Here is a 26,518-nt window from a genome sequence, read left to right as displayed (position 1 = left end):
CGGCCTGCTGCGGTGGGGACCAGGCCAGGACGTGCGAGAGGCGCCCGGCGGATCTCCCGCCGGGCGCCGCGCCGCGCGTTAGTCTCGCGGCTTCTCCCGCATCTCGAAGGTTTCGATGACGTCGCCTTCCTTGAGATCGTTGTAGCCGATGCCGATACCGCACTCGAAGCCCTCGCGGACCTCGGTGACATCGTCCTTCTCCCGCCGCAGCGAAGAGACGGTGAGGTTGTCGGTCACGACGACACCGTCGCGGATGAGGCGGGCCTTGCTGTTGCGCACGATCCGGCCCGAGCGGACCAGCGAACCGGCGATGTTGCCGATCTTCGGCACCTTGAAGATCGCGCGGATCTCCGCCGTGCCCAGCTGGACCTCTTCGAACTCGGGCTTGAGCATGCCCTTGAGCGCCGCTTCGATCTCCTCGATCGCCTGGTAGATGACCGAGTAGTAGCGGATGTCGACGCCCTCGCGCTCGGCCAGGTCGCGCGCCCGGGGCTCGGGGCGGACGTTGAAGCCGATGATGACCGCGTTGTCGTCGGCCACAGCCAGGTTGACGTCGTACTCGGTGATCGCGCCGACCGCGCGGTGCAGGACACGGAGCCTGACCTCGTCGCCGACGTCGATCTTGAGCAGGGCGTCTTCCAGGGCCTCGACCGAACCGGACACGTCACCCTTGATGATGAGCTTGAGCTCGTCGACGCTGCCCTTCTCGAGGTCCTTGAAGATGTCCTCGAGGCTGCGGCGACGGCTCGACTTCGCCATGTCGGCGCTGCGCTTGCGCGCCGCGCGCTGCTGGGCGATCTGGCGGGCCATCCGGTCGTCGGTGACGACGATGAAGTTGTCACCGGCGCTCGGCACGGCCGTCAGACCCATCACCAGGACGGGACGGGACGGCGTGGCCTCATCGACCGGCTCGCCGTTGTCGTCGAGCAGCGCCCGGACGCGGCCGAAGGCCTCGCCACAGACGATGGAGTCGCCGACGCGCAGCGTGCCGCGCTGGACCAGGACGGTCGCGACGGGGCCGCGGCCACGGTCGAGGTGAGCCTCGATCGCGATGCCCTGGGCGTCCATCGTCGGGTTGGCCCGCAGGTCGAGCTCGGCGTCCGCGGTCAGCAGGATGGCCTCGAGGAGGTTGTCGATGCCCGTGCCGTTCTTCGCCGAGATGTCGACGAACAGCGTGGAACCGCCGTACTCCTCCGCCACCAGACCGTACTCGGTGAGCTGGGCCCGCACCTTGTTGGGGTCGGCGCCCTCCTTGTCGATCTTGTTGACCGCGACCACGATCGGCACGTCGGCCGCCTGGGCGTGGTTGAGAGCCTCGATCGTCTGCGGCTTCACACCGTCGTCGGCCGCGACCACCAGCACCGCGATGTCGGTGGACTTGGCGCCTCGGGCACGCATGGCGGTGAACGCCTCGTGACCCGGGGTGTCGATGAAGGTGATCTTCCGGTCGATGCCCTCGTGCTCGGCGGCGACCTGGTAAGCACCGATGTGCTGGGTGATGCCACCCGCCTCGCGCGCCACCACGTTGGTCTTGCGGATGGCGTCGAGCAGCTTGGTCTTACCGTGGTCGACGTGACCCATGACGGTCACGACCGGCGGACGCGCGGCGAGGTCGTCCTCGTCGCCCTCGTCCTCGCCGAACTCGATGTCGAAGGCCTCGAGAAGCTCGCGGTCCTCCTCCTCCGGGCTGACGACCTGGATGTTGTAGTCGAGCTCGTTGCCGAGCACCTGCAGCGTCTCTTCGTTGACCGACTGCGTCGCGGTGACCATCTCGCCGAGGTGCAGCATGATCTGCACGAGCGAGGCGGGGTTCGCGCCGATGCGGTCGGCGAAGTCGGACAGCGACGCGCCGCGCGGAAGGCGGATCGTCGCGCCGTTGCCGCGAGCGACCTGCACACCACCGATCGCCGGCGCCGACATGTTGTCGAACTCCTGGCGCCTCTGCCGCTTCGACTTGCGCCCGCGGGCCGGACGGCCGCCGGGACGCCCGAAGGCTCCCGCGGTGCCGCCGCCGCGACCGCGACCGCCGCCACCGGGACGACCGGCGAAACCACCGCCGCCGCCACCGGGACCACCGGTGCCGGTGCGCTGGCCGGTGCCACCGCCGCCGCCGGGACGACCGGCGAAGCCGCCGCCGCCACCGGGACGACCGCCGCCGCCACCGCCGGGACGGCCACCGCCGCCACCGCCGGGACGACCGCCACCGCCGCCACCGCCGGGACGGCCACCGCCGCCACCACCGGGACCGGCAGGACGACCCTGCGGCATCATCATCGGGTTGGGACGCGGACCGCCGGGACGGGGACCACCCGCACCGGGACCCGGACGCGGACCGCCCGCACCGGGCGGGCCCGGACGCGGACCGGGACGGGGACCGGCGTCACCGGTGCCACCGCGGCCCTGCGGCGGGCGCGGCATCGCGCCGTCGCGCGGCGGGCCGTCGCGGCGCTCGCGGCGGTCGGGACCGCCGCCGTCGCGCTGGCCGCCGGGACGCGGCGGACGGGACTGGCCCATGCCGCTGGCGGTCGAGGAGAACGGGTTGTTACCGGGACGCGGACCACGCGGGCCCGGCTTGGGACCCGGACCGGGGCGGGGACCGCCACCGGTGGGCGCGCCGGGACGCGGCGCCTGCCGGTCGCCCCGATCGCCGCGATCGCCGCGATCGCCGCCGCCGTCCCTGGGGCCCGGACGGGGCGCGGGACCCGGCTTGGGGCCGGGACGGCCACCGCCGCCGCCACCACCAGGGCCGGGACGCGGACCCGGAGTCGGGCGCGCGGGCGCGCCGCTCTCGAACCGTGCCTGAGGAGCCCCGGACGTCTCACCGCGAGCAGCCTCGGGCTGCTGCGGCTGCTGGTGAGGCATGGGCACCGGCGGGCGCGGCTGACCGCCGCCCGCGGGACCCGGACGCGGACCCGGACCGGGCCTGGGGCCCGGCCCCGGACGCGGGGCTGAGGGGACCGGCGCCTGTGCGGCGCCGTTTCCGGCCTGGCCTTCTGCCGGCCGGGGGGCAGCCTTGGGCGGCTGCGGCCTGTTGGACGGCTGTCCGCCGCCTCTGGAGGGCCCACCCTTCGATGCGCCCAGAGCTTCGGTGAGCCTGCGGACCACCGGCGCCTCGATGGTCGAGGACGCCGAGCGGACGAACTCTCCCATCTCCTGGAGCTTGGCCATGACGACCTTGCTCTCTACGCCGAACTCCTTAGCGAGCTCGTATACCCGGACCTTCGCCACTGCACTCCCTTACTCGGCCCGGGAGGCTGGCTATGCCGTCCGGACCGTCGCTAACTTGACGTCTTCATCGCCGCGTGCTCATCAGGCGCTCATAGCAATCTGACTCCGCCCATCAACTCGGCGTCCTACATGACATTTGCGTGGTCTCCCTCCAGTTGCGCCCGCACGCGCGAGACGTCAAGCGGCCCCGCCACGCGGAAAGCGCGCGGAAACGCTCGGCGACGCTCGGCAAGCTCCAGACAGCTCAAGGACGGATGCAGCGATGCACCGCGGCCAGGAAGCCGTCCTCGCAGGTCAGGGACCACATGGTCCTCGATCCGCACCAGACGGAGCAGCTCGGACTTAGCCGTACGAACCCTGCAGCCCACACAGGTGCGCTGTGGGGTCGCTTGGCCACCATATTCCAGCTTACCGTGTTGACGCATCTACGGAACCGGCGGCATCTTCGGCCTGAGTATCCGGCCGGATGTCGATCCGCCATCCGGTGAGTCTCGCGGCAAGCCGGGCGTTCTGGCCCTCTTTCCCGATGGCCAGCGAAAGCTGGTAGTCGGGCACGGTCACCCGTGCGACGCGCCCCTCGAGATCGAGCACCTCGACATGGGAAACGCGCGCTGGTGACAGAGCATTCCCCACGAACTCGGCCGGATCTTCCGACCAGTCGATGATGTCGATCTTCTCGCCGTGCAGCTCGGTCATCACGTTGCGCACCCGCGAGCCCATCGGCCCGATGCAGGCGCCCTTGGCATTGACGCCGGGCTTGCGCGACCTGACCGCGATCTTCGTCCGGTGGCCCGCCTCGCGCGCCACCGCGGCGATCTCCACGGTGCCGTCGGCGATCTCGGGCACCTCCAGCGCGAACAGCTTCTTCACCAGCCCGGGATGCGTGCGCGACAAGGTGACGGAGGGGCCCTTGTGGCCCTTCTTCACCTGCACGACGTAGACGCGGATGCGCTCTCCGTGCACGTAGTCCTCGCCGGGGACCTGCTCGGGGTGCGGCAGCACGGCCTCGATCTTGCCGAGGTCGACCAGCACCACCCGCGGGTCCTTGCCCTGCTGGATGACGCCGGAGACCAGCTCGCCCTCGCGGCTGGCGAACTCGCCGAAGTTGATCTCGTCCTCGGCGTCGCGCAGCTGCTGCAGGATGACCTGCTTGGCGGTGGTGGCGGCGATCCGGCTGAAGTTGCTGGGCGTGTCGTCGTACTCCCTGACGACCTCGCCCTCCTCGTCCAGCTCGGCGGCCCAGATCGTGACGTGACCGCTGCTGCGGTCGAGCTCGGCGCGCGCCTTGGAGGCGGCGCCGTCGGTGCGGAAGTAGGCGATCAGCAGCGCGTCCTCGATCGCCTTGACGACCAGGTCGAAGGAGATGTCCTTTTCTCGCTCGAGGCTGCGCAGGACGCTCATGTCGATGTCCACGACGGCTCCCCCTTAGCCTTCGTCGCCGTCGACGTCGTCGATCCGGCGGAACTCCACCTGTACCCGTCCCCGGGTCAGGTCCTCGTAATCAAGTCTGCGTGCGGCGCCCTCGACGTCGAGGTCGACACCGGCCTCGTCCGCGGCCAGAATGCGGCCCTCCACCACCGTGCCGTCTCGCATCTCGGCCTTCACCAGGCGTTTCGCGGCGCGGCGCCAGTGGCGTGGCTCGGTGAGCGGGCGGTCGACGCCCGGCGAGGAGACTTCCAGCGTGTAGGCCGCCTGGCCCATCGAGTCGTCGTCGTCGAGGGCCGTGGAGACCGCCTGGCTCACGTCGGCCACGTCGTCGAGGCTCACGCCGCCGTCGCGATCGACGATCACGCGCAGCAGCCGTCTCTTGCCGGCCTGGGTGACCGTGATGTCCTCAAGATCGAGGCCCTCCGCGCTGACCACAGGCTCAAGGAGCTTCATCAGGTGGTCGCGGGGTGATGCGCTGCCCATATCGACCTCCCCTATTGTCATGTCTCAGCCGGGCGGACCTCGCCTCTGGCTCTCCGCCGTCTGGCCGCTCAGCCAGCGACGACAGTTGACACCCTATCTGTATGGGGGCACGGAAAGAGCGCCACTCGTCATGGTCGAATGGCGGAGCGTCGCCTGACAGCGATCGCGGGCACCAGCCCGTACGATGCTACCGACGAGGAAGCCCCCGAAGGGCCCGCCGCCGCGGCGTCGATCGGGTGCGCCTGCCCATGGGCGGCTTTCCCGTCGGTCGGCTCCACCGTCACTGGAGGTTCTAGCCCGTGCGCCCGCGTCACCTCTCCCGGCGAGCCTTGCTGGCGGGCGGAGCGGCCGCTCTCACCGCCTGCAGCGCCACCGGCCCGCCGCAGCCGTCCGTCCGGGCCTCCGACTCCCCTGAGACCACGCTGCTGAAGGACCTGATCGCGGAGAAGGAGCGGACGATCGCGCTCTATTCGGCGCTGATCTCCAGTGGGGCGCAGAAACTGGTGCCATTCCGTGATCGTCACCAGGCCCACGTGAACGAGCTTCGCAAATACGTCACCCTGGCCTCGGCCCCGCCTGTCACCTCCACCCCGACCTCCGCCCCCAAGCCGTCCCTGTCGCGCCTGCGCGATCTGGAGCGCAAGGCGGCGGCCCTGCGGATCCGCCAGCTCGACCGCGTCTCACCGGGCGTGGCCCAGCTCATCGCCAGCATCGGGGCCTGCGAGGCGGCCCACGTACTCGCTCTGCCGAGGTCGCTGTGAACCCCGACGACGTCGAGAAACTCCGCAAGGCGCTGGCCGCCGAGCATGCCGTGCTGTTCGCGTACGGGCTGCTGGGGGCGCGGACGTCGGGGCCGCTGCGGGCCAGGATGAGCGCGGCCTTCGACGCCCACCGGACGCAGCGCGACCAGCTCCGCACGTTGATCACGGCGCGGGGCGGGCGGCCGGCCGAGCCCGACGCGTCCTACGCGCTGCCGTTCTTCCCCTCCGGGCCGGCGCTGGCGGTCAAGCTGGCGGTGCACCTGGAGACCGGCGTCACGGCCGCCTACCTCGAGCTGGCCGCCGCGCAGGATGTCTCGCTGCGCCGCTACGCCGCGCAGGCCATGCAGGAGGCGACGACCCGCTCGTACGCCTTCCGCCCCGCCCAGCCCCCGGCCTTCCCCGGCATGCCCGCGGCGGCGCCGCCCCCGTCCCCGCCCTCGTCGCCCTCGGCGTCGCAGGAGGGCGGCTGACCCTCCGCACTGCGCGGGCTCTTCACCGGTACAGGACGGAGAGCAGGTCGGGGCCGAGGCGTTCGACGGCGTCGGCGTCGAGCTGGTAGTAGACGACCGAGCCGCGCCGGTGGGTGTGCACGAGCTGGGCCTCCCTGAGCCTGCGCAGGTGCCTGGAGACCTGGGGCGCGGTCATGCCGAGCTGGATGGCCAGCTCGGAGGTGGCGACGGGGTTGCGCAGGATCGCGTACGCCAGCCGCAGCCTGGTCGGATCCTGGAGCGCGGCGAGCCGGCGCCTGGCCGTCTCCAGCGTCGGCGTGGTGGCGCCGTCGGCGCTGTACTGGATGACGACCGGGTAGCCGGGATAGTGCTTGATCACGAAGTGCGGCCGGCCGTGGACGGTCGGGACGAGCAGGCAGGGCCGCCCCTCGTCCACGCGGGCGGTGGCGTTGTAGAGCTTGTCGAACACGATGCGCAGCGGCCCTCGCGCGCCGGACGACGTGGACGCGGTCGGGAGGTCGGCCAGGACCAGGGCGCCACGCCGGTGCAGGTCGCGTACGCGTTCGGCGCGGTCGCGGTCGAGGGCCGGCCGCAGCGACGGCCATTCGGCGTCGAAGGCCGCGGCGGCGAAGTCGGCGAGGAAGCCGAGCAGCTCGCCGCGGAACGCCTCGGGGTCGGCGCGCAGCCGGGCGCCGATCTCCATGCGGCTGGTGGAGATCAGCCGCAGCCGCTGCAGCACCTCGTCGCTGAGCCTGGGCGCCAGCTCGGTGTCGTTCTTGCCGATGAGGGCCTGCACGGTCATCGCCACGAAGTCGCCGATGGGCAGCCCCGCCACCTCCCGCAGCTCGCCGGCCAGCGTACGCGCCGGTCCCGCCGACAGCGGCAGCAGGTAGCGGGCGCGGAAGGCACTCCAGAGCGGCGCCCAGGCGGCGGCCGTGGCCAGCAGTTCGCTGTCCAGCCCGGCGTGCGCCCTGGCCACCCAGCTCGCGCTGCCGGGGTGGTGGCCGGGCTCGTCGAGGACGTGGAGGCAGGCGCACAGCTCGGCCAGCGGCGACCGCTGGACGGCGACGGATCCGGTGCCGGGGGAGTCGAGGAGGAGCGTGACGGCCACCCTGCACATTACCGCGTTGACGACAATCTGCTTGAGAGTCACCCGGCGTTTGCCCAGGCTGTGGCGTCATGGCTGAGGAACTGCACGTGGTCAAGCATCCGACCGGCTTCTATTCGGCGGGTGCGACGACCGTATTCGCGTCGAGGTACGACCAGAGGCTCTCCTACTGCTTGTACGTCCCGTCGGCGCACGACCAGGACGGCGCTCCCCTGCCGCTGGCGGTTCTGCAGCACGGCACGGGACGGCGCGGCCCGCAGTACCGGGACAACTTCGCCGAGTGGGCCGAGAAGCACGGCTGCCTCGTCCTGGCCCCCCTCTTCCCCGCCGGCATCGGCGACGACCCCTACGACCTGCACAGCTTCAAGTTCCTCAAATACGGCGACATCCGCTTCGACCACGCGCTGCTGGCCATGGTCGAGGAGATCGGCGAGCGCTTCAACGTACGGACCGAGCGGTTCCTCCTGCACGGGTTCTCCGGCGGCGGCCAGTTCGTGCACCGCTTCGCCTACCTGCACCCCGACCGGCTCACCGGATTGTCAATCGGTGCACCAGGGCGGATAACGTACATCGATCACAGCAGCCCGTGGTGGATCGGGCTGGAGGGGTTCGAGGAGGAGTTCGGCAGCGCTCCCAGATTCGAGGAGCTTCGTGACGTGCCGGTGCAGATGGTCGTGGGCAGTGCGGACGTGGAGACCTGGGAGATCAACAACCAGGGCGACTCCAACTGGATGGACGGCGCCGACGCCCACGGGGTCACCCGCATCGAAAGGCTCAAGGCGCTGCGCGACAACTTCAAGGCCCATGGCATCGACGTGCGGTTCGACGTCGTGCCTGGCGTGGGTCACGACCCTATGTCGGTGCTCGAGCCGGTCAAGGACTTCTTCGCATCGATCCTCACCCCCCGGGAGTCATCATGAAGATCAAGCTGTTGGCCGCCGCCGCGGTGGCCGTGACGCTCAGCGGCTGCGCCGTGGGCGAGGCCACCGACTCGGGTGGCGGCTATCCCAGCAAGCCCTTGTCGATCATGGCGCCGGGCAGCCCCGGCGGCGGCTGGGACACGCGGGCGCGCGGCATCGCCAGCACGCTCAGCGAGTGCAAGGTGGCCGACGTGGACACCACGGTCACGAACGTGCCCGGCGCGGGCGGCACCATCGGGCTGGCCCAGTTCGCCAAGAAGAAGGGCGACCCGTACCAGCTCATGGTCATGGACAGCGTGACCATGCTGGGCGGCATCGTGAACAACAAGTCGCCGGTCGACCTGGCCACCCTCACCCCCGTGGCCGGGCTGAGCCGGGGGCCGACCGCGATCGTGGTGGCGGCGAAGTCGCCGTACAAGGACCTGAAGTCGCTGCTGGACGCCATGGAGGCCAAGCCCCACAGCGTGAAGTGGACGGGCGGCTCGCTCGGCGGTCCCGGCCAGATGACGGTGGCGGGCCTCGCCAAGGAGCGGAACGTCGCCGCCAAGGACGTCAACTTCGTGCCCACGGCGGGCGGCGGCGAGTCCCTGAACCTGCTGCTCAGCGGCGCCGCCACGGCCGGCATCGACACCGTCGCCGAGCTGCGCGCGCAGATCTCCGCGGGCGAGCTGCGGGTGCTGTCGGTGGACTCCGAGCAACGGGTCGCGGGCATCGACGCGCCCACGATGAAGGAGCTCGGCCTGGCCAACGCGGCGATCTCCACGCTGGCCGGCGTGCTCGCTCCCGCCGGGCTGACCAAGGAGCAGCAGCAGGACGTCATCGGACTGCTGGACAAGGTGCGCCAGACCCCCTGCTGGAAGAAGGTGCTCGAGCGCAACAACTGGGTCGAGGACTGGCGGCCGGGCGACCAGTTCGGCCAGGTGCTGGCCCAGCAGCGGACCCAGGTCACCACCATCCTGGGCGAACTGGGGCTCGGCAAGTGACCCAGCGGATCGTCTCGCTCGGCTTCCTAGCGGCGGCCGTGGTGGTGCTGGCCCAGGCGTTCGCGATCCCGCAGGGCGAGGGCTACCAGGCGGTGGGGCCGCGCGCGTTCCCGCTGCTGGTGGGGGTCGGGCTGGCGGTGGTGTCGGTCATCGGGGTCGTCCAGGCCTTCAGACCGGGTACGCGGGAGCCGGCCCCCGCCACCACCGATGCCGGCGGTGAGGTGGCGGAGAAGCCGCACTGGCCCTCCGTCCTCCTCCTGATCGGCAGCCTGGCCGCGTACGCGATCCTCCTGGTCCCGGCCGGCTACTGGCAGGCGACCACCGCCTTCTTCGTCGCCGTCGCCAGGGTGCTGGGCAGCAGGAGGCTGGTGCGCGACGTGCTCGTGGGGCTGGCGCTGGCGCTGGCCACGTACTTCCTGTTCGACCGGCTCCTCGGCATCTCGCTGCCGCCGGGCCTGGTCAGATTGGCGATCTGAGATGGACGTGCTCGGCAACCTGCTGGACGGCTTCGGCCACGCGCTGAGCCTGCAGAACCTGCTGCTCGCCATGCTCGGCGTCACCGTCGGCACGCTGGTCGGCGTGCTTCCCGGGCTCGGGCCCGCCACGACGATCGCGTTGCTGCTGCCGCTGACGTTCGTGTTCGATCCGGTGGGGGCGTTCGTGATGTTCGCCGGGATCTACTACGGCGGCATGTACGGCGGCTCGACGACCGCGATCCTGCTCAACATCCCGGGCGAGACGGCCTCGATCCCCACGACGCTCGAGGGTTATCCGATGGCCAGGCGCGGCCGGGCGGGGGCGGCTCTGGCCACGGCGGCGATCGGGTCGTTCGTGGCGGGCACGATCTCGACCGTCGTCATCACATTCCTGGCCCCCGGCATGTCGAACATCGCCAAGCTGATCCAGCCGGCCGAGTACTTCTCGATCATGGTGCTCGCGTTCGTGACGGTGACCTCGCTCATGGGGGACTCGATCGTACGAGGGTTGTCGAGCCTGTTCCTCGGCCTGACGATCGGGATGGTGGGGATCGACCAGATGACCGGGCAGCCGCGGTTCGCGTTCGGCGTTCCGGACCTCTACGAGGGGCTGTCGGTGGTGGCGGTCGCCGTGGGGCTGTTCGCGGTGGCGGAGGCGATCTCCACGGCCGCCTCCCGGCACCAGCCGGCGCAACCTCCGGTCACGGTCTCCGGGAAAGTGGGGATGACCCGCGAGGACTGGCGCAGGTCGTGGAAGCCCTGGCTGCGCGGGACCCTGTTCGGCCTGCCGATCGGGTCACTGCCCGCCGGGGGCGCCGAGCTTCCCACGTTCCTGAGCTACAACGTCGAGAAGCGGCTGTCCAAGCACAAGGAGGAGTTCGGCCAGGGTGCGATCGAGGGCGTGGCCGGGCCCGAGGCGGCCAACAACGCGGCGTTCTCCGGGGTCCTGGTGCCGCTGCTGACGCTGGGCATCCCGACGTCGGCCACGGCGAGCATGCTGCTGATCGCGTTCCAGATCTACAACGTGCAGCCCGGGCCGCAGCTCTTCGACCAGCAACCGGTGCTGGTGTGGACGCTGATCGCCAGCCTCTACATCGGGAACGTGATGCTGCTGGTGCTCAACCTGCCGCTGATCCGGGTCTGGGTGAAGCTCCTCACCGTCCCCGCGGCCCTCCTCACGGCCGCCATCCTGACCTTCGCCACGCTGGGGGTCTACTCGATCTCCCAGAGCGTCTTCGAGGTGCTGGTGGCGTACGGGTTCGGGCTGCTGGGCTGGATCCTGCACCGGGCCCGGTACCCGGTGGCGCCGCTGATCCTGGGAGCGGTGCTGGGGCCGCTGATGGAGGTCCAGTTCCGCCGCGCCCTGGCCTTCAGCGAGGGCGACCCCTCGATCTTCGTCACCCGCCCGGTCTCCCTGGCCATCCTGCTCATCGCAGCCGCCTGCCTCATCGGCCCACCCCTGCTCCGCCGCCGCACCAAAACCCCCGCGCCCATCGCCTGACGCTTCGAGCCTGTCACTCGCGTGCCTCCCCGCATCACCCGGCCGGAACGGCACGCGACGACGTCTGACCACAGCGCCGTTCAAGGGAAGCGCCGTCCACCGGAAGCGGAGCGGGACGGCGCAACGGCGTAGCGGGCCGCGACGGCGCAAGAGGCCCGACGGCGGTGGCGGCGGCGCGATGGGCGGAGCGATGGGGCGGTGGTCGGCACGACGCAACGCGGCATCGCAGTGGGAGACGTCCCCAATCGCAGCAACCGTGGGGAGACTCCCCCAAAAGCGCCGCGTCGGCGAGACGACGTGCGGCGGAGGTGCGTTACCCCCGGAGGCGGGTCGACGCGCCGAGCCCCGTGGGGCCCGGCGCGAAGGCGTGGGTCAGGCGAGGACGGCGATGATGCGGTCGGCGGCCTCGGACAGGGGGATCTCCGACTTCTCACCGGAGACCCGGTCCCGAAGCTCCACGACCCCCTGCGACAGCCCGCGCCCGACCACCACGATGGTCGGCAGCCCCAGCAGCTCGGCGTCCTTGAACTTCACCCCCGGCGAGACGGAAGGCCGGTCGTCCACGAGCACCCGCACCCCGCGCGACTCCAGCTCGGCTCCCAGCTCCAGGGCCGCCTCCACCTGGTTTTCCTTGCCGGTCCCGACGATGTGCACGTCCGCGGGAGCGACCTCGCGGGGCCACACGAGCCCGAGCGCGTCGTGGGCCTGCTCGGCGATGACCGCCACGGCCCGGGAGACGCCGATGCCGTAGGAGCCCATCGTGATGCGGATCGGCTTGCCGTCGGGGCCCAGGGCGTCGAGGCCGGCCGCGTCGGCGTACTTGCGGCCGAGCTGGAAGATGTGGCCGATCTCGATGCCGCGGTCGATGGACAGGCCGGAGCCGCACCGGGGGCAGGGGTCGCCGGCGCGTACCTCGGCGGCCTCGATCGTGCCGTCGGGGGTGAAGTCGCGCCCGGCCACCACGTTGGCGGCGTGCTTGCCCGGCTCGTTGGCGCCGGTCACCCAGGACGTGCCGGTGACGACCCGGGGGTCGACGAGGTAGCGGATGCCGAGCGAGCTCAGGACCTGCGGCCCGATGTAGCCGCGTACGAGCCCGGGGTGCTTGGCGAAGTCGGCGGCCTCGAAGATGGCGGGCTCGCCGGGCGCCAGCACCGCCTCCAGGCGCTTGAAGTCGACCTCGCGGTCTCCGGGCACGCCGATGATCAGGGTCTCGACCTTGTCGGAGCCCGGCGTGGTGACCTTGACCACGACGTTCTTGAGCGTGTCGGCGGCGGTGACGGACAGGCCGTGGTGCTCGTTGACGTACGACACCAGCGTCTCGATGGTCGGGGTGTCGGGCGTGTCCATGACCTGCAGCGGCGCCGCGTCCTCGACCGGACGGGCGGCGGGCGCGGTCGTGACGACGGCCTCGGCGTTGGCCGCGTAACCGCACGAGTGGCAGGCCACGAACGTGTCCTCGCCCGTGGGCGTGGGCGCCAGGAACTCCTCCGACGCCGACCCGCCCATCGCCCCCGACTGGGCGAACACGATCTTGTAGTCGATGCCGAGCCGGTCGAACGTGCGAATGTAGGTGTCGCGGTGCTGCTCGTAGGAGTGCTTGAGCCCGTCGTCGTCGAGGTCGAACGAGTACGAGTCCTTCATCAGGAACTCGCGCCCGCGCAGGATGCCCGCCCTGGGCCGGGCCTCGTCGCGGTATTTGGTCTGGATCTGGTAGAGAGTGACCGGATAGTCCTTGTACGAGGAGTATTCGCCCTTGACCATGTCGGTGAAGAGCTCCTCGTGCGTGGGACCGAGGAGGTAGTCGGCGCCCTTGCGGTCCTGGAGCCGGAAGAGCGTGTCACCGTATTCGGTCCACCGGCCGGTGGCCTCGTAATATTCGCGGGGCAGCAGGGCGGGGAAGAGCACCTCCTGACCGCCCATCCGGTTCATCTCCTCGCGGACGATCCTGGCGACGTTTTCCAGCACCATCTTGCCGAGGGGCAGCCAGGAGTAGATGCCGGGTGCCACCCGGCGAACGTAGCCGGCGCGGACCAGGAGCTTGTGGCTCGGCACTTCCGCGTCTGCCGGGTCGTCCCGCAGGGTGCGAAGAAACAACGACGACATGCGCAGCAACACGGCTACTCCTTGCTCGAACCTGGATGTGAAGGATTACAGGCTATCGACTCCGGGTGGCGTCGCGCGCGAGCTTATCCACAGGTCCCGCAGGACTCAGACCGTCAACGGGATCCAGCCGGACACGAAGGCGGCCAGAAACGCCGTGAACAGAGCGGAGAACACCGCCGACAGCGCCAGCGCGCGCACCCGGCCCCAGGCGTTCCTGCGCAGCATGAACACCAGCGCGACGGACAGCAAACCGATCAACAGCGCCGGGACCGGCCAGAAGGACCGCTCACTGTCGATGAACCCCGGCGTCGCCCGGTCCACCACGTCCGCGATCAGCGCCGCGCCGACCGCGCCCGCCGCGAGGTCGCCCCAGACGTCCTCCCTGCGGGTGGTGAACGCCAGCAGGCCCAAGGCGACGAGCAGGGCGAGCGTCCAGTTGAGCCCGGCGGCGCTGCCTCCGACGACGTCGAAGGCCATACTGCCGCTCAGCGCGCTCGTACCCATGGCCGCGACCAGCGTGGACGCCACGGCCAGGAACGTCGTCAGCAACGCCCACCCGAACCCCGACGCCGTGGCGCCCACGGCCAGCGACAGGCCGAGGTAGACGTACGGGTCGTAGATCTGACCGACCCAGGCGGGACCCTTGCCGGCGAGGAGCATGCCGACGAGCCCGACGGCGAGTCCTCCGAAGAAAGCCGACAGAAGGTGACGTTCGATGCCGCGCTGTCGCCGGTCGTACTCGGCGAGGTCGGCGTAGTCGATGCTGGTGTCGTCCATATCCATTTCCCTGGTCAACCCTTTCCCGGGTAACCCTTGGGATGACCAGTGCCAGATTATGTGACTGTACAAAAAAGGCAAATTTCGGTCACCCGAATGCCAAACAAACAATCGCTTGGTTAGTATTGTCTCGTGGCACTCCCCGATGAGCTCCGCGCCGTCGTCCGCGACTACCTCGCCGACCGGCCGGACGCACCGTGGCAGGCTTTCGCGCACGACGTGGGGATCGCGGGGCTGCTCGTCCCCGAAGAACACGGCGGCGCGGGATGCGGTCCGGCCGAAATGGCCGCCGTGAGCGAGGAACTGGGCCGGGCGCTGTCGCCCCACCCCTTCCTGCAGACGGCGGTGATGGCCGTCGAGGCGCTCACGGCGAGCGGGGCGTACGACCTCCTCCCGGCGCTGGCCGACGGCGCCACGACCGCGACCGTGGTGCCGCCGGGCGAGGGCGCCCTCCGGCTGGAGTCCGGCCTGCTCACGGGCGTGGTCCCGTACGCGTTGGCGGGCGAGCTGGCGCTGGTCTACGTGGACGGGCTGCTGGTGGCGGCCGTGCCCACCCGGGCGAGGACGTACCGGACCATGGACGAGAGCCGGCCGCTGCAGGAGCTCTCCTTCCAGGACACCCCGGTACGGCGGCTCGGCGACGGCTCTTCGTGGCCCCGCGTACGCGACCTCGGGATCGCGACGCTGGCCGCCGAGCAGGTGGGCGGGGCTCAGCGATGCCTGGAGATGGCGGTGGAGCACGCGAAGCGGCGGCGGCAGTTCGGGCGGCCGATCGGGTCGTTCCAGGCGATCAAGCACAAGCTCGCCGATCTGCTGCTGGTGGTGGAGTCGGCCAGGTCGGCGGCGGGGGCGGCGGCGATCGACGAGGTGTACGCGGCGATCGCGGGGTCGTACTGCACGGAGGCGTATCTGGCGGCGGCAGGCGAGAACATCCAGGTGCACGGCGGGATCGGAATCACCTGGGAGCATCCGGCGCACCGCTACCTCAAGCGGGCCACCTCGGATGCTCAGCTTTTCGGGCCGCCGCAAGCCCATCGCGCCCGTTTGGCGGCCCACGCCCTCGCCTAGCGCTCCCGCATCCCGCCGCACTCCGGCGAAGGTCCCTTTGGAGGAGGGGGAAGTAGTGGGGAGCGGGGTCAGCCGCCGAGCAGTTCTTCCCAGGGGTGGCGGGTGTTGCTGCGGCGGGTGGTGTCGAGGGCTTCGGCCAGGCGCCAGAAGCCGGGCCGCTCCCGTACGGTGGCCCGCCCGATCGGGTCGATGGCGCGCAGCTCGAACCGCACGCCCATCACGTCGAGCACGGCCGAACCGCTGCTCCCCGGACCGGCCTCGGCGACGAGCGGGCCGTCGTAGTCGGGGTCGCGCACCTGCTGGACCAGCAGTGAGGCCACCTCGGACGCGTACGGCCCGTCGCGCCACTCGATGTGCCAGCTGTGATCGGCCCCTCGCCACCACGTCAGGTCGCGGCACGACTCGATGAAGTCGGCCTCGGTCGCCAGCGCGGCCATCACCCGGCCGAACGCCTCATACCTGCGGGCGCTGGTGAGCGAGAGGTCGTCGTCGGCGGAATCGGGGTACGGGCCGGGCCGCCGCAGCGCGCGCTTTCGCTTCACAGCCATCCACTCTGATCGGGCACGCGCCCTTCCCGCAAGTCTTCGCTGCTGATACGCTCTACCAAGCGAGCGCTTGGTTCACTACTTCGGAGGCGCGATGACGTCCCTACGGATCAGCCTGGGGTATGAGCTGGAGGTTCGCGGTCGCACCCGCGAAGTGGAGCAGCAGACCTTCCAGAACGTGGTCGACCAGGTCGTGCTGGGCGACCGGCTGGGGTTCGACACGGCCTGGTTCGTGGAGCACCACTTCACCAGGGGCTTCTCCCACTCCTCCGCGCCCGACCTGGTCCTGGCCGCCATTTCGCAGCGCACCGAGCGCATCCATCTGGGGCTCGGCGTGGTGCTGCTGCCGTTCCAGTCCCCGATCCGCACGGCGGAGCGCGTCGCCACGCTGGACGTGCTGAGCGGCGGCCGGGTGGAGTTCGGCACGGGACGGGGGGCCTCGCCCCTGGAGTACCAGGCGTTCCAGCGGCCGTTCGAGAAGTCGCGGCAGATCTGGGAGGACTCGCTGGAGGCGACGCTGGCCATCTGGCAGGCCGACGGCGAGCCGATCAGCCGGTCGAACGAGTTCTTCGAGATCCCCGACGTGGCCGTCTACCCGCGCCCGGCCCAGCGGCCGCACCCGCCGGTGTGGGTGGCGTCGACCTCGCTGGAGGGCTATCTGGCGGCGGCCAAGCACGGGTACAACCTGCTCGGTATGACGATGCTCAAGGGCATCGACGACGTGGCCTCCGACATCACGAAATATCGGGAATGTCTGGCGGAGCACGGCTTCGACCCCGCGAGCCGCCGCGTCGCCCTGATGATCCCCTGGTACGTCGCCCCCACCCGCGACGAGGCGACCGCCTCGGCCGCCGACGCCGTCCTGTGGTACATCCGCCGCCAGGTCAACCTCGTCACCCCGCCCGACTACTACGACGCCCGCCACGCCACCCACCGGGTGCTGGGGCAGCTCGCGGCCGGGATGCCGCCCGACGAGTCCATGGCCACGCTGCGCGAGCACCTGATGGTGGTGGTCGACGACGTGGAGGGCTCGCGCAAGGCTCTGGCCAGGATCGCCGAGGCGGGCGCGACGGACCTCATCATCCAGGCACAGGTGGGCGGGCTGGCGCATGACCGGGTCTGCGACTCGATGACGCTGTTCATGACCGAGGTGGCACGTTGACGGCGCGCCCGACGCCCCGGACGCCCGACCGTACGGAGATGGTGCTTTGATGGCCCGCTGGCTCACCCGTGACGACCTCGGCGCCGCCGCGCGGTCCGCCACCGGGCTCCTGCTCGTCTCCCCCGACCTGTCGAGCGCCGTCCCGCTGGACCCCCGCGACCACGTACTGACCGTGAAGGCCCTGCGTGAGTGCGGGATCGGCGAGCGCGAGCGCGTCGTGGTGGCACTCGCCGAACCCGCCGGCGCGCTCTGGACGGCCGCCGCGGCCGACGTGGCCGAGGCCGCCGCCGACGTGAGCCCGCGCGGCCGGATGCGCCTGCACCACGCGCTGACCGCCCTCAAGGCCTCCACCCTGGTCAGCACCCCGACGGGCGCGATGGACTTCCTGGCCCGCCTGCATCTGGAGTTCCTGCTGGACCCGCTGGACCTCGGGATCAGGAACATCGTCCTCACCGGCGAGATCGCCTCCAAACGGACGATCGCCCACCTGGCGGGAGAGTTCGAGGCCAGGGTGACGGAGGTGTTCGCGAGCCCGTACACCGGCGGCGCCCTGGCGTGGCGGGCGTCGGAGGACGAGCCGCTCACCCCGCTCGCCGACGACGTGCTGGGCCTGGCGGCGCTGACCAAGGACGACTCCCCCGACCCCGCGGCCGAGCTCGCCGAGCTGGTCGTCACCTCCGCGGACGGCGACACCGTGTTCAGGACCGGCCAGGTCGCCCGGCTGGGCGGTGCGGGCATGCCCGCACCGGCCCACACGGTGGGCGACCACGTGCTGGTCAGAGGCGTGTGGCTGGCGCTGCCACGCATCGAGAAGGCGCTGTCCAAGATCGACGGCGTGTCCGGCTGGGACCTGTCGATCAGCCGCCAGGGGACGCTGGACGCGGCCGTGCTCACGGTCACGTTCAGCCGGGAGAGCCTGGTCCGCAACCCCATGTGGAAGTCGCGGATCCAGCAGGCCGTCCAGGCGCTGACGCCCATCTCGATCGACGTGGAGATCGCCCAGGACGTCTCCGAGAGCCCCGCGCCGGGCACGGTGAACGACCTGCGCGGCCACCACCTCGGAAGGGACCGCGCTCTCATCACCTAGGGGCAACATGGCACCGATGCCGGACTGGGGAACGCTCCCCCGCATGCTTCGCGACCAGGCAGAGAACCACCCCGGCGCCGTCGTGGTCGCCGAGGGCGGCACGCGGACGACACTGTCCGAGCTGCGGGCCTCGGCGGCCGAGATCGCCCGCGGCCTCATCGCCCTCGGCGTCGGACCCGGTGACCGGGTGGCGATGTGGGGGGTGAATTCGGCGTTCTGGGTGCGGCACGCGTTCGGGATCTGGGACGCGGGGGCGGTCATCGTGCCGCTCTCGTCCCGTTTCAAGGGCATCGAGGCCGCCCAGCTGATCGAGAAGACCGGCGCCAAGGTGCTCATCACCGGAGCGGGCCCGTCGGCCGCCCCCCTCGCCGACCTGCTGCCGCCCCTTTCCGGCCTGCACCGCCCGGACGACTTACGCGCCCTGGGCACGCGGGTCTCCGCCCGGGAGGCCGAGGGGCGGGCGCTCGCCGTACGCCCTGACGACCTGTGCGAGATCATGTCCACGTCGGGCACCACGGGCGTGCCCAAGGGCGTCATGATCGACCACGCCCAGGTCCTGCGCGGCTACTGGGACTGGTCCGAGATCGTCACCCTCGACGAGCGCGACCGCTATCCGATCGTCGCCCCGTTCAGCCACGGGTTCGGGCTGAACGCGGGGCTCATCGCCTGCGTCCTGCGCCGGGCCACGATGATGCCGATCCCCGTCTTCACGCCCGACGCCGTGATGTCGCTGATCTCCTCCGAGCGGATCACGGTGCTGGCCGGCCCGCCGACGCTCTTCCACCGGATACTGGACGAGCTGGAGCGCGGGCCCTGGGACGTGTCCTCGCTGCGCGTGGCCATCTGCGGCGCCGCCGCCGTCCCCGCCCGCCTGATCACGCGGCTGGTGGAACGGGTCGGGCTGGAGCGGATGATCAACGCGTACGGGCTGATGGAGGGCACGGTCGTCTCCATGACCCGCGCCGGTGACCCCATCGACGTCATCGCCAACACCACCGGCAGGACCGTGCCCGGGATCGAGGTGCGGATCGTGGACGACGACGGCAAGGAGGTCGCGGCCGGGGAGCGCGGGGAGATCCTGCAGCGGGGCTACGGGGTGATGCGGGGGTACTGGGGCGAGCCCGCGCGGACGGCGGAGGTCGTGGACGGCGACGGGTGGCTGCATACGGGGGACGTGGGGGTGCTGGACCCGGCGGGCAACCTGGCCATCGTGGACCGCAAGAAGGAGCTCTACATCGTCAACGGGTTCAACGTCTCGCCGGCCGAGGTGGAGTCGCTGCTGCTGCGGGAGGGTTCGCTGGCGCAGGCGGCGGTCGTGGGCGTGCCGGACCCGGCCAGGGGGGAGGCGGGGGTGGCGTACGTCGTCCCGAGGCCCGGGGCCGCCGTCGATCCGGCGGGGCTGATCGGCTGGGCCAGGGACAACATGTCCAACTACAAGGTGCCCAGGCGGGTCGTGGTGGTGGACTCGCTGCCGGTGAACGTGAACGGCAAGGTGGACAAGCTGACGCTCCGCACGTCGGCCGAGGCTCTCTTGAGGGAGTGAACTCCCTTTCCGGCAAGGTGAGAACGTCTGCCGGGGCTCCAGGGCGGGTAGGGTCAAATTAGCGCCATCTGCCCCAGGAGCTGCCATGTTGCGCCTGTTGGCCGGGGAGGCCGCACGTAGATTCGGGGGGCGCGCCGCTGTCGTCACCGGCTCCGCCGTGCTGACCTTCGCCGACCTGGATCGGCTCTCCGACCAGGTGGCCGCCGGGCTGGCCCATCGGGGGATGCGCGTCGGCGACGTCGTGGCGCTGGCGCTCCCGGACGGGCCCGAGTTCGTGATCTGCTACGTGGCGGCCGCGAAGATCGACGCGGTGACGGCCGGCATCGGGACCGAGCGGCCGGAACTGCTGGCCCGGCTGGACCCGGCCATCGTCATCACCGCCCCCGGGGTGCTCCCGCCGCTGCCCGGGCTCGACGTGGTGACGCTGCCCATCGAGCGCGGCGGCCCCGTCCGGCTCGGGGGCCTGTGCAGGCGGGAGCCGCCCCCGCCGCCGTTCCCGCCGGACCCCGCACGACCGGTCGTGATCACGTTCACCTCGGGCAGGACGGGACCGCCCAAAGGGGTCGTGTTCGGCAACAAGCAGCTGGAGGCGATCAGAGCCCACGGGGCGGGGACGCGCTGGGGGACGGGCGATGCGCGGCTGGTGCCGCATCCGCTGGGCCGGCTCGGGTTCGCCACGCGGCTGCCGATGTTCCTGCAGACCGGGCGGACCTGTCACGTCCTGCCCGAATGGAGCCCGGATGCCGCGGTCAAGGTGATCCGCGAGCACGGGATCGAGGTGCTCCACGCCACCCCGTACCAGCTCTCGCGCATCCTGGCCTGCGGCGGGGACCTGCCGGACCTGGCCCTCGTCCTGTCCGCCGGCGCGCCCGCCCCGCCCAAGCTGATCAGGGCGTTGCGGGACAGATACCGCGTGCCCGTGTGCAACCGCTACATCTGCCCCGAAGCCGGGCTGGGGCTCGGCACCCGGCCGGACGACCCGCCCGAGGACGCCGAGGTCTGTGTCGGCAGGCCACGAGGCGGTGTGGACGTGTCGATCAGAAGCGACGACGGACGCGTAGTGTCAGATGAGGACGAAGGCGAGGTACTCCTCCGCTCCGAGGCTGTGATGAGCGGCTACGTTGGCAAGAACACCGATCATGCGGTGTTCGCGAGAGACGGGTTCATCCGGACCGGCGATCGGGGATACCTGGATCACACCGGCCGGTTACATCTGGTGGGACGCGTGTAACCGAGTCTTAGGAGGCAGCGTGGCGTTGCACGTGGCGGTCATCGGGTCGGGCCCTGCCGGGATCTACACGGCCGAGGCTCTGGTGAAGCAGTCGGCCGAGCCCGTCGAGGTCGATGTCCTCGAACGCCTGCCGACCCCGTACGGGCTGGTCAGGTACGGCGTCGCGCCCGACCACACGTCGATCAAGTCGATCGCGAACTACCTGCGGAAAGTGCTCGAACTGCCCGAGGTCCGCTTCCTCGGCGGCGTCACGCTGGGCGAGCACGTCTCCGTCGAGGACCTGCTGGGCGCCTACGACGCGGTCGTCTACTGCACGGGCGCGATGGTCGACAGGAAGCTCGGCATCCCCGGCGAGGACCTGCCCGGCAGCGTGGCGGCGACCGACTTCGTCAACTGGTACTGCGGGCACCCCGACGTCGATCCTGGGCGGTTCACGCTCGACAGCTCCGAGGTCGCGGTGATCGGCGTCGGCAACGTGGCGGTCGACGTCGTACGCGTCCTGGCCAAGACCCACGAGGAGCTGCGCTCCACGGACGTGCCGCATGACGTGCTCGAACGCCTCGAGGCGAGCCAGGTCAAGGCCATCCACATGATCGGCCGCCGCGGCCCCGAGCACGCCAAGTTCACCCTGAAGGAGCTGCGCGAGCTGGGCGAGCTGGCCAACGCCGACGTCTGCGTCCGCCCCGACGAGGCCGTCGTCCTGGGCGTCGACTTCCCGCGCCAGGTCCAGGGCAACATCAAGGTCCTGCAGTCGTGGGCCGCCCGCAACCCGGTGGGCCGCCCGCGCCGCCTCGACGTGCGCTTCTGGCTGCGGCCCGTGGAGATCCTCGGCACCGAGCGGGTGGAGGGCCTCAAGCTCGAACGCACCCGCCTGTCGGAGGAGGGGCGCGTGGTCGGCACGGGCGAGTTCGAGACGCTGCCGGTCGGCATGGTGCTGCGTTCGGTCGGCTACCAGAGCGTGCCGCTGCCCGGGGTGCCGTTCTCGGAGAAGACCATGACCGTGCCGAACGAGGCCGGGCGGGTGCGCGACCGCGAATACGTGGCAGGCTGGCTCAAACGCGGTCCCACCGGGGTGATCGGCACCAACAAGTCCGACGCGGCGGAAACGGTCCGCACGCTCCTCGCCGACCTCTCGGATCGCCCGCGGGTGAGCGGCGGGGCCATCGACGCGCTGCTGGCCGCGCGCGGGGTGCGACCCGTGACGTACGACGACTGGCTGGCGATCGAGGCGGCCGAGGCCGAGCTGGCCAGGTCGCTGGGCCGGGGCGAACGCGTCAAGCTGGTCGGCCTGGAGGCAATGCTCCGTGCGTTCCGTTCCTGAGGGGTTCGACGAGGCCTACCGGGTCCAGCAGGCCCGCTATCCCTCCGCCGGCGCGGGCCGGCAGCCGGTCCACACCGTCTACGTCCCGGCCGACCGCTTCTCGATCCGCACCCTCTCCGAGTGGCGCGATCAGGCGCTGTCCCTGGTCAAGGCGCACCTGCCCGATCCCGCCGCGCTGGCGGAGGTCTTCGGGGTGCCCGGCGGGCTGGCCGCCGCCCTGCACCCCAAGGTGATCCAGAAGCTCTCCTCGGAGCCGATCGAGGACCTGCGCATCGACTTCGAGGACGGGTACGGCGTACGTCCCGACCTGGTGGAGGACGATCACGTGGCGCAGGCCGTCGAGGCGGTGGCCACGATGCACGCGGCGGGCACGCTGCCGCGGCGGTGGGGGCCTCGGGTGAAGTCGTTCGCCGACGGGGATCCCGCGCGGTCGGTGCGCACGCTCGACCTGTTCCTCTCGGGGCTGATGGGGCGGGCCGGCGAGCTGCCGCCCGGCTTCACGGTGACCTTTCCCAAGATCCTCATGGAGGCCTACCTCGGTCAGTTCACGGAGGTGCTGGCCCGGCTGGAGGACGAGTTGGGGGTGCGGCTGCGGTTCGAGATGCAGGTGGAGGCGCCGCAGACGCTGCACTTCCTGCGCGGGGACCTGGCGGAGTCGCTGGGCGGGCGGCTCGCGGCGGCGCATTTCGGGGTCTTCGACTACACGGCCGCGATCGGGCTGCCGCCGCACGAGCAGCGGCTGGACCATCCGGCGTGCGATCATGCCCGGCACGTGATGCAGACGGCGTTCGCGGGCACGAGGGTGGAGCTGTCGGACGGGTCGCTGGCCGCCTCTCCGGCCTCCGGGCTCACCCGTGACGTGCACGCGCTGTGGCGGCGGCACGCCGAGCTGGTCAGGCATTCGCTGGGGCACGGCTTCTACCAGGGATGGGACATGCATCCTTCCCATCTGGTGAGCCGCTTCGCCACCGTTTACGCCTTCCATCTGGAGCGCTATGACGCGTACCAGGAGCGGGTGAGAGCGTGGGAGGAGCAGCGGGAGGCGGGGGGCGGCGTCATGGACGAGCCCGCCACGATCCGGACGCTGGTGGCCGCTCTCAGGCGCGCGGACGCGGCCCTGCCCTGACGTGAGGGGCGGGGTCAGTCGCGTTCGACCAGGGACCGCCACTGGCGTACCAGGCGCCACTCCACCGGGTCGGACCAGCTCGCTCGCACGGCGGAGCCCATGTGGAAGGCGCGGATGCCGTAGTCGAGCAGCGCCGGCACGTGCGCCGGCTTCAGCCCGCCCCCGGCCAGGATGATCGAGCCGTCACCGGCGTCGGCGCGCGCCCTCAGCACGGGCAGCCCCTCCCCCACCCCGTTGGGCGAGCCCGAGGTGAGCACGGTGGCCAGGTTGGGCAGCAGCCGCACGGCCCGCCAGGACGCCTGGACGTCGGCGGCGTGATCGACCGCCCGGTGGAACGTCCACGGGAGCGGCGAGACGGCGTGGATGAGCGCCTCGGTCGCCGTGAGGTCGACCTTCCCCGAGCCGTCGAGGAACCCGAACACGAACCCCGCCGCCCCCGCCTGCGCCAACGCCTTGGCGTCCCGCCTCAGGCGGTCGAGCACGTCGGAGTCGGCGATGAAGTTGGCGTCACAGCGGAGCATCACCATCTGAGGGAGGGGGCACTCCGCGGCGATCGCGGCAACCGTGTCCGGGGAGGGGGTCAGCCCGTCGGCCGCCATGTCGGCGACGACCTCCAGCCGGTCGGCTCCACCCTGTTCAGCTGCCACGGCGTCACGCACGTTGAGGGCGATCACCTCGAGCAGGGATCCGGTCATGGAGGAGAGGTTATATGGTGCTCTGCACCGTTCCGCCGCTGATCACACCAAAAAGTCCCCGCCAACGGCCTCCCCGCCGCCGCAGGGCCCGTTTCAGGCCCTCAAACGCTCCCACAGCGCCCGCGCGACCGGAACCCCCTGCCAGGCCCCACCGGACAAGCCCGCAGCCCGCCACGTGCCCTGTGGGGCGGGGCGCCGGGAGGCGCGCTTGGCCCCGATCCCGGTGGGACCGGGGCCATGAGTGCGGGGTGTCAGGCGGAGATGAGTTCGGCCATGGTCAGGTCACGGAAGGCCGTTGTGGTCTGGTCCCGCGACGCGCGCTCGAAGAGGGCGCCGGACGCGCGGTGGGGAAGGTCCACCGTACGGACGTGGCGGAACCCGCGCCTGCGGTAGTACTCCTGCAGCCGCCAGTTCCCCTTGGCGCAGTCCAGGCGCAGCCACGGCAGCCCGGCCGCGTGGGCGTAGGTGCAGGCCCAGTCCAGGAGGGCGTCCCCGAGGCCGCTGCCGGACCAGGGACGGGCCACGGCGAGCTTGTGGACATAAAGGGCAGCCCCGGGGTCGTCGTCGAGTGTCCAGAACTCGGGGTCGGCGTTGTCGTCGACGGCTATCGTGGCCACCGGCGGGGCCGATTCGTCGGGGTCCAGGTATCTGAGCTCGTCTTCGAGCAGGAACAGCACCCGCTCCTCGATGAGCGGCACGATGCGCTCGGGGCCGAAGCCCCCGCGCGGCCACTGCCGCACTCCTTGCGAGTAGAGCCACTCGGAGGCGTCCGCGAGCAGCGTGAGTATGCCGGGAAGGTCCTCGGGCTCAGCTCTGCGGAGCGCGAGCGGGTGAAGAAGCGTGTTGGTGTGCATAATACAACTCCCGTTGCGTAGGGTTTACGCGCATACGCAAAGCGTGATGAAGCAATGGTGCGCGTAGCCGAAAATGGGGCCTCAACCCGATATATATGGATAAATGGCGATTTAGGGGAGTATGCACGACTCCCCTAGGCCAGCGAGGCGGCTAATTTCTCGCTGCGCCCGGCCCCAGCCGGCGGGATCACCCCTTCAACCGAGCTCGTTAGCGGCCATCGAGCTCGTATCTGATCAAATGTTTGTCGGCGGGCAGCACCGACACCGCGACACGCACTGGCATGTCGGCCCCGTCGTATCCAACTCGGACATACACCATGACTGGTGTGCCGAGCTCGAGCTGGAGGCGCTCGGCCTCCTCCTGGTTGGGCATACGGGCCCAGATGTCGTCGGTGACGCGCACCTGCGCATGCCCCAGCTCCTCCAGCACCCGGTTCGCCCCTCGCGCGATGTCTCCGGGCCTGGCGATCTCGGAGTCGGCAACCATGTCACGAGGGAAGTAGGAATCGTTGGTGTTGTACGGCTGGCCGTCCACGAAACGCAGACGGCGTCGCACCACCGCCAATTCCCCGTCCGCCAGCTCCAGTCTGCTGGCGATCTCCTCGACGGGAGAAACCGTCAGCACCTCGATGTACTGGCTTGGCTCGCGGCCTTCCTGCGCCACGGCATAGGCGAAGGCTTCCCGCAGTTCCCCAGAAGGTTGTGGCTCCAGCTCCCGCTGCGGATAGATCAGCAGCGGTCGGCGGTCTCTGACCACGGTTCCGCGCCGCGGCGTGCGCGTAACGAGCCCCTCATTGACGAGCTCTCCCAGGGCCAGCCTTACGGTGTTCCTGCTCACCCCATGGTCTTCCATGAGCTGCGCCTCGGTCGGCAGCTGTGACCCCGGGCCGAGGACGCCCGAGTAGATGGCCCGACGCAACTCCGCAGCCACCTGCTGATACAGCACCGACCTTGCCACTTTCACCCCTTTTGTTCCAACAATTTAGACGATCTGGTTCTAGCAGGCCACAACCCCTTGACCGAACCGCCTCCACCGGCCCATCATCCATTCGTTGGTACAAATCCATCTAAAGGCCGGTGAGGGGGTGAAGGCCAGTGTTGCCGGTCCGCACGGGTACGCCGTACCTGCCCTGGCATTCCCCTTGCGAAGCAACACGTTTACTGCGTTACGGGTTGCGTCGCCAGGGGTTCACCCACACCTACCAGAGCATGGGCATCGGTGTGCGCGAGCTATCGGTGTTGACTGAGCTGACCGTGTGGTGCAATGACGGATCCTTTGTCTGGAATGAGGAGGGTGGCGCCCCCGTCACGCACCCCATTGATGACCCGGTTGGTGCAGCTCAACGCATCGCCGCACGTTACCGGCAACGGGAGCTTTCACACTCCCCCATCGACTCCGTGCGCGAACCAACGGTCTAGGACTCCATCCCTCGCCGGAGTCCTGGCGCCGTCGCGCACGGGACAGGAAGCGCGTCCTGGCGGGTCCCCCACGCCCGCCAGGGCGCGTTTTCCTCCAAGGGACCAACGCAGGGCCTCGCGCCTTCCCGCCATGGGCGGGGGCCGCGCCCTTCCAGGCGGATCCCGCGCCCCAGGCGCGTGAGTGACCGCCGTCCGCGCCGATTCCCGGGCGCTCGCCGGCCTTCGGGTCCTCGCCGATCCCCAGGTGCCC

The 26,518-nt window shown here is 70.7% G+C and carries 24 protein-coding genes; 13 read left to right on the top strand and 11 right to left on the bottom strand.

The annotated features are described in order from the left end of the window. Positions 1 to 78: 78 nt before the first annotated feature. The 4 genes from infB to rimP all read right to left on the bottom strand — a co-directional run bounded on the left by infB (position 79) and on the right by rimP (position 5,139). Positions 79 to 3,228: a translation initiation factor IF-2 gene (infB, locus tag ACIHFD_RS16600; protein WP_397367606.1), complete on the bottom strand. Its 3,150-nt coding sequence runs from the start codon at positions 3,226 to 3,228 to the stop codon at positions 79 to 81. A 125-nt stretch (positions 3,229 to 3,353) separates the two neighbouring features. After that, the gene (locus tag ACIHFD_RS16595) at positions 3,354 to 3,653 is read right to left on the bottom strand and encodes a YlxR family protein (RefSeq protein ID WP_397367605.1); all 300 of its coding nucleotides are present in this window, start codon (positions 3,651 to 3,653) and stop codon (positions 3,354 to 3,356) included. After that, positions 3,637 to 4,641: a transcription termination factor NusA gene (nusA, locus tag ACIHFD_RS16590; protein ID WP_397367604.1), complete on the bottom strand. Its 1,005-nt coding sequence runs from the start codon at positions 4,639 to 4,641 to the stop codon at positions 3,637 to 3,639. Before nusA ends, ACIHFD_RS16595 begins: the two co-directional genes overlap by 17 nt. Positions 4,642 to 4,653: 12 nt before the next feature. Further along, positions 4,654 to 5,139 carry a ribosome maturation factor RimP gene (gene rimP / locus ACIHFD_RS16585; RefSeq protein WP_355201583.1) on the bottom strand — a complete coding sequence of 162 codons (486 nt, stop codon included), beginning with the start codon at positions 5,137 to 5,139 and terminating at the stop codon, positions 4,654 to 4,656. A 299-nt stretch (positions 5,140 to 5,438) separates the two neighbouring features. Between rimP and ACIHFD_RS16580 the strand changes: the two genes are divergently transcribed. After that, on the top strand, positions 5,439 to 5,900 hold the full coding sequence (locus tag ACIHFD_RS16580; protein ID WP_397367603.1) for a hypothetical protein: 462 nt from the start codon (positions 5,439 to 5,441) through the stop codon (positions 5,898 to 5,900). Further along, positions 5,897 to 6,370, top strand: a complete 474-nt coding sequence (locus ACIHFD_RS16575) for a ferritin-like domain-containing protein (protein ID WP_397367602.1) — start codon at positions 5,897 to 5,899, stop codon at positions 6,368 to 6,370. The genes ACIHFD_RS16580 and ACIHFD_RS16575 overlap by 4 nt, the downstream gene beginning before the upstream one ends. 22 nt (positions 6,371 to 6,392) lie before the next feature. Here the strand turns inward: ACIHFD_RS16575 and ACIHFD_RS16570 are convergent, their stop codons facing one another. Continuing rightward, positions 6,393 to 7,460: a DUF5937 family protein gene (locus ACIHFD_RS16570; RefSeq protein ID WP_397367601.1), complete on the bottom strand. Its 1,068-nt coding sequence runs from the start codon at positions 7,458 to 7,460 to the stop codon at positions 6,393 to 6,395. 68 nt (positions 7,461 to 7,528) lie between these two features. Between ACIHFD_RS16570 and ACIHFD_RS16565 the strand changes: the two genes are divergently transcribed. The 4 genes from ACIHFD_RS16565 to ACIHFD_RS16550 are packed head-to-tail and all read left to right on the top strand — an operon-like array spanning position 7,529 to position 11,337. Then, positions 7,529 to 8,377, top strand: coding sequence for a hypothetical protein (locus ACIHFD_RS16565; protein ID WP_397367600.1), 849 nt, complete (start codon positions 7,529 to 7,531; stop codon positions 8,375 to 8,377). Next, positions 8,374 to 9,360, top strand: a complete 987-nt coding sequence (locus tag ACIHFD_RS16560) for a Bug family tripartite tricarboxylate transporter substrate binding protein (protein WP_397367599.1) — start codon at positions 8,374 to 8,376, stop codon at positions 9,358 to 9,360. Before ACIHFD_RS16565 ends, ACIHFD_RS16560 begins: the two co-directional genes overlap by 4 nt. Next, positions 9,357 to 9,836, top strand: coding sequence for a tripartite tricarboxylate transporter TctB family protein (locus ACIHFD_RS16555; protein ID WP_397367598.1), 480 nt, complete (start codon positions 9,357 to 9,359; stop codon positions 9,834 to 9,836). The genes ACIHFD_RS16560 and ACIHFD_RS16555 overlap by 4 nt, the downstream gene beginning before the upstream one ends. A gap of 1 nt (position 9,837) precedes the next feature. Next, the gene (locus tag ACIHFD_RS16550) at positions 9,838 to 11,337 is read left to right on the top strand and encodes a tripartite tricarboxylate transporter permease (RefSeq protein WP_397367597.1); all 1,500 of its coding nucleotides are present in this window, start codon (positions 9,838 to 9,840) and stop codon (positions 11,335 to 11,337) included. A 372-nt stretch (positions 11,338 to 11,709) separates the two neighbouring features. Here the strand turns inward: ACIHFD_RS16550 and ACIHFD_RS16545 are convergent, their stop codons facing one another. Then, positions 11,710 to 13,452, bottom strand: a complete 1,743-nt coding sequence (locus tag ACIHFD_RS16545; RefSeq protein WP_397367596.1) for a proline--tRNA ligase — start codon at positions 13,450 to 13,452, stop codon at positions 11,710 to 11,712. Positions 13,453 to 13,545: 93 nt separating this feature from the next. Further along, entirely contained in the window at positions 13,546 to 14,217 is a 672-nt protein-coding gene (locus ACIHFD_RS16540) for a hypothetical protein (RefSeq protein WP_363967727.1), read from the bottom strand. A 132-nt stretch (positions 14,218 to 14,349) separates the two neighbouring features. Here ACIHFD_RS16540 and ACIHFD_RS16535 point away from each other — a divergent pair, with 132 nt between their 5' ends. Next, positions 14,350 to 15,285 (top strand): acyl-CoA dehydrogenase family protein, encoded by a 936-nt coding sequence (locus tag ACIHFD_RS16535; protein WP_397367595.1) that lies wholly within the window; start codon positions 14,350 to 14,352, stop codon positions 15,283 to 15,285. Positions 15,286 to 15,353: 68 nt separating this feature from the next. Here the strand turns inward: ACIHFD_RS16535 and ACIHFD_RS16530 are convergent, their stop codons facing one another. Then, the gene (locus ACIHFD_RS16530; RefSeq protein WP_397367594.1) at positions 15,354 to 15,833 is read right to left on the bottom strand and encodes a hypothetical protein; all 480 of its coding nucleotides are present in this window, start codon (positions 15,831 to 15,833) and stop codon (positions 15,354 to 15,356) included. Positions 15,834 to 15,924: 91 nt separating this feature from the next. On the opposite strand from ACIHFD_RS16530, the gene ACIHFD_RS16525 reads away from it, so the two are divergent. The 6 genes from ACIHFD_RS16525 (at position 15,925) to ACIHFD_RS16500 (ending at position 23,300) form a co-directional block, all read left to right on the top strand. After that, positions 15,925 to 16,992: an LLM class flavin-dependent oxidoreductase gene (locus ACIHFD_RS16525; RefSeq protein ID WP_350724612.1), complete on the top strand. Its 1,068-nt coding sequence runs from the start codon at positions 15,925 to 15,927 to the stop codon at positions 16,990 to 16,992. Between the two features lie 49 nt (positions 16,993 to 17,041). Continuing rightward, the gene (locus ACIHFD_RS16520; protein ID WP_397367593.1) at positions 17,042 to 18,079 is read left to right on the top strand and encodes a hypothetical protein; all 1,038 of its coding nucleotides are present in this window, start codon (positions 17,042 to 17,044) and stop codon (positions 18,077 to 18,079) included. Positions 18,080 to 18,095: 16 nt separating this feature from the next. Beyond that, positions 18,096 to 19,622: an AMP-binding protein gene (locus ACIHFD_RS16515; protein WP_397367592.1), complete on the top strand. Its 1,527-nt coding sequence runs from the start codon at positions 18,096 to 18,098 to the stop codon at positions 19,620 to 19,622. 85 nt (positions 19,623 to 19,707) lie between these two features. Continuing rightward, positions 19,708 to 20,853 (top strand): class I adenylate-forming enzyme family protein, encoded by a 1,146-nt coding sequence (locus tag ACIHFD_RS16510; protein ID WP_397367591.1) that lies wholly within the window; start codon positions 19,708 to 19,710, stop codon positions 20,851 to 20,853. A gap of 19 nt (positions 20,854 to 20,872) precedes the next feature. After that, a complete protein-coding gene (locus ACIHFD_RS16505; protein ID WP_397367590.1) occupies positions 20,873 to 22,174 on the top strand; it encodes an FAD-dependent oxidoreductase in 1,302 nt (433 codons plus the stop codon). Continuing rightward, positions 22,158 to 23,300: a DUF6986 family protein gene (locus ACIHFD_RS16500; protein WP_397367589.1), complete on the top strand. Its 1,143-nt coding sequence runs from the start codon at positions 22,158 to 22,160 to the stop codon at positions 23,298 to 23,300. Before ACIHFD_RS16505 ends, ACIHFD_RS16500 begins: the two co-directional genes overlap by 17 nt. 14 nt (positions 23,301 to 23,314) lie before the next feature. Here ACIHFD_RS16500 and ACIHFD_RS16495 read toward each other — a convergent pair whose 3' ends face one another. The 3 genes from ACIHFD_RS16495 to ACIHFD_RS16485 form a co-directional block, all read right to left on the bottom strand. Then, positions 23,315 to 23,995, bottom strand: coding sequence for a copper homeostasis protein CutC (locus ACIHFD_RS16495; RefSeq protein ID WP_397367588.1), 681 nt, complete (start codon positions 23,993 to 23,995; stop codon positions 23,315 to 23,317). Positions 23,996 to 24,246: 251 nt separating this feature from the next. Continuing rightward, the gene (locus tag ACIHFD_RS16490; protein ID WP_397367587.1) at positions 24,247 to 24,849 is read right to left on the bottom strand and encodes a GNAT family N-acetyltransferase; all 603 of its coding nucleotides are present in this window, start codon (positions 24,847 to 24,849) and stop codon (positions 24,247 to 24,249) included. A 208-nt stretch (positions 24,850 to 25,057) separates the two neighbouring features. Continuing rightward, complete coding sequence (locus tag ACIHFD_RS16485) at positions 25,058 to 25,795, bottom strand: GntR family transcriptional regulator (RefSeq protein ID WP_350724598.1); 738 nt, start codon at positions 25,793 to 25,795, stop codon at positions 25,058 to 25,060. Positions 25,796 to 26,518: the final 723 nt, after the last annotated feature.

Source organism: Nonomuraea sp. NPDC051941, assembly GCF_044593615.1.
Note: the sequence above shows the minus strand (reverse complement) of the source record. Positions and strands in the feature narration are given on the sequence as shown.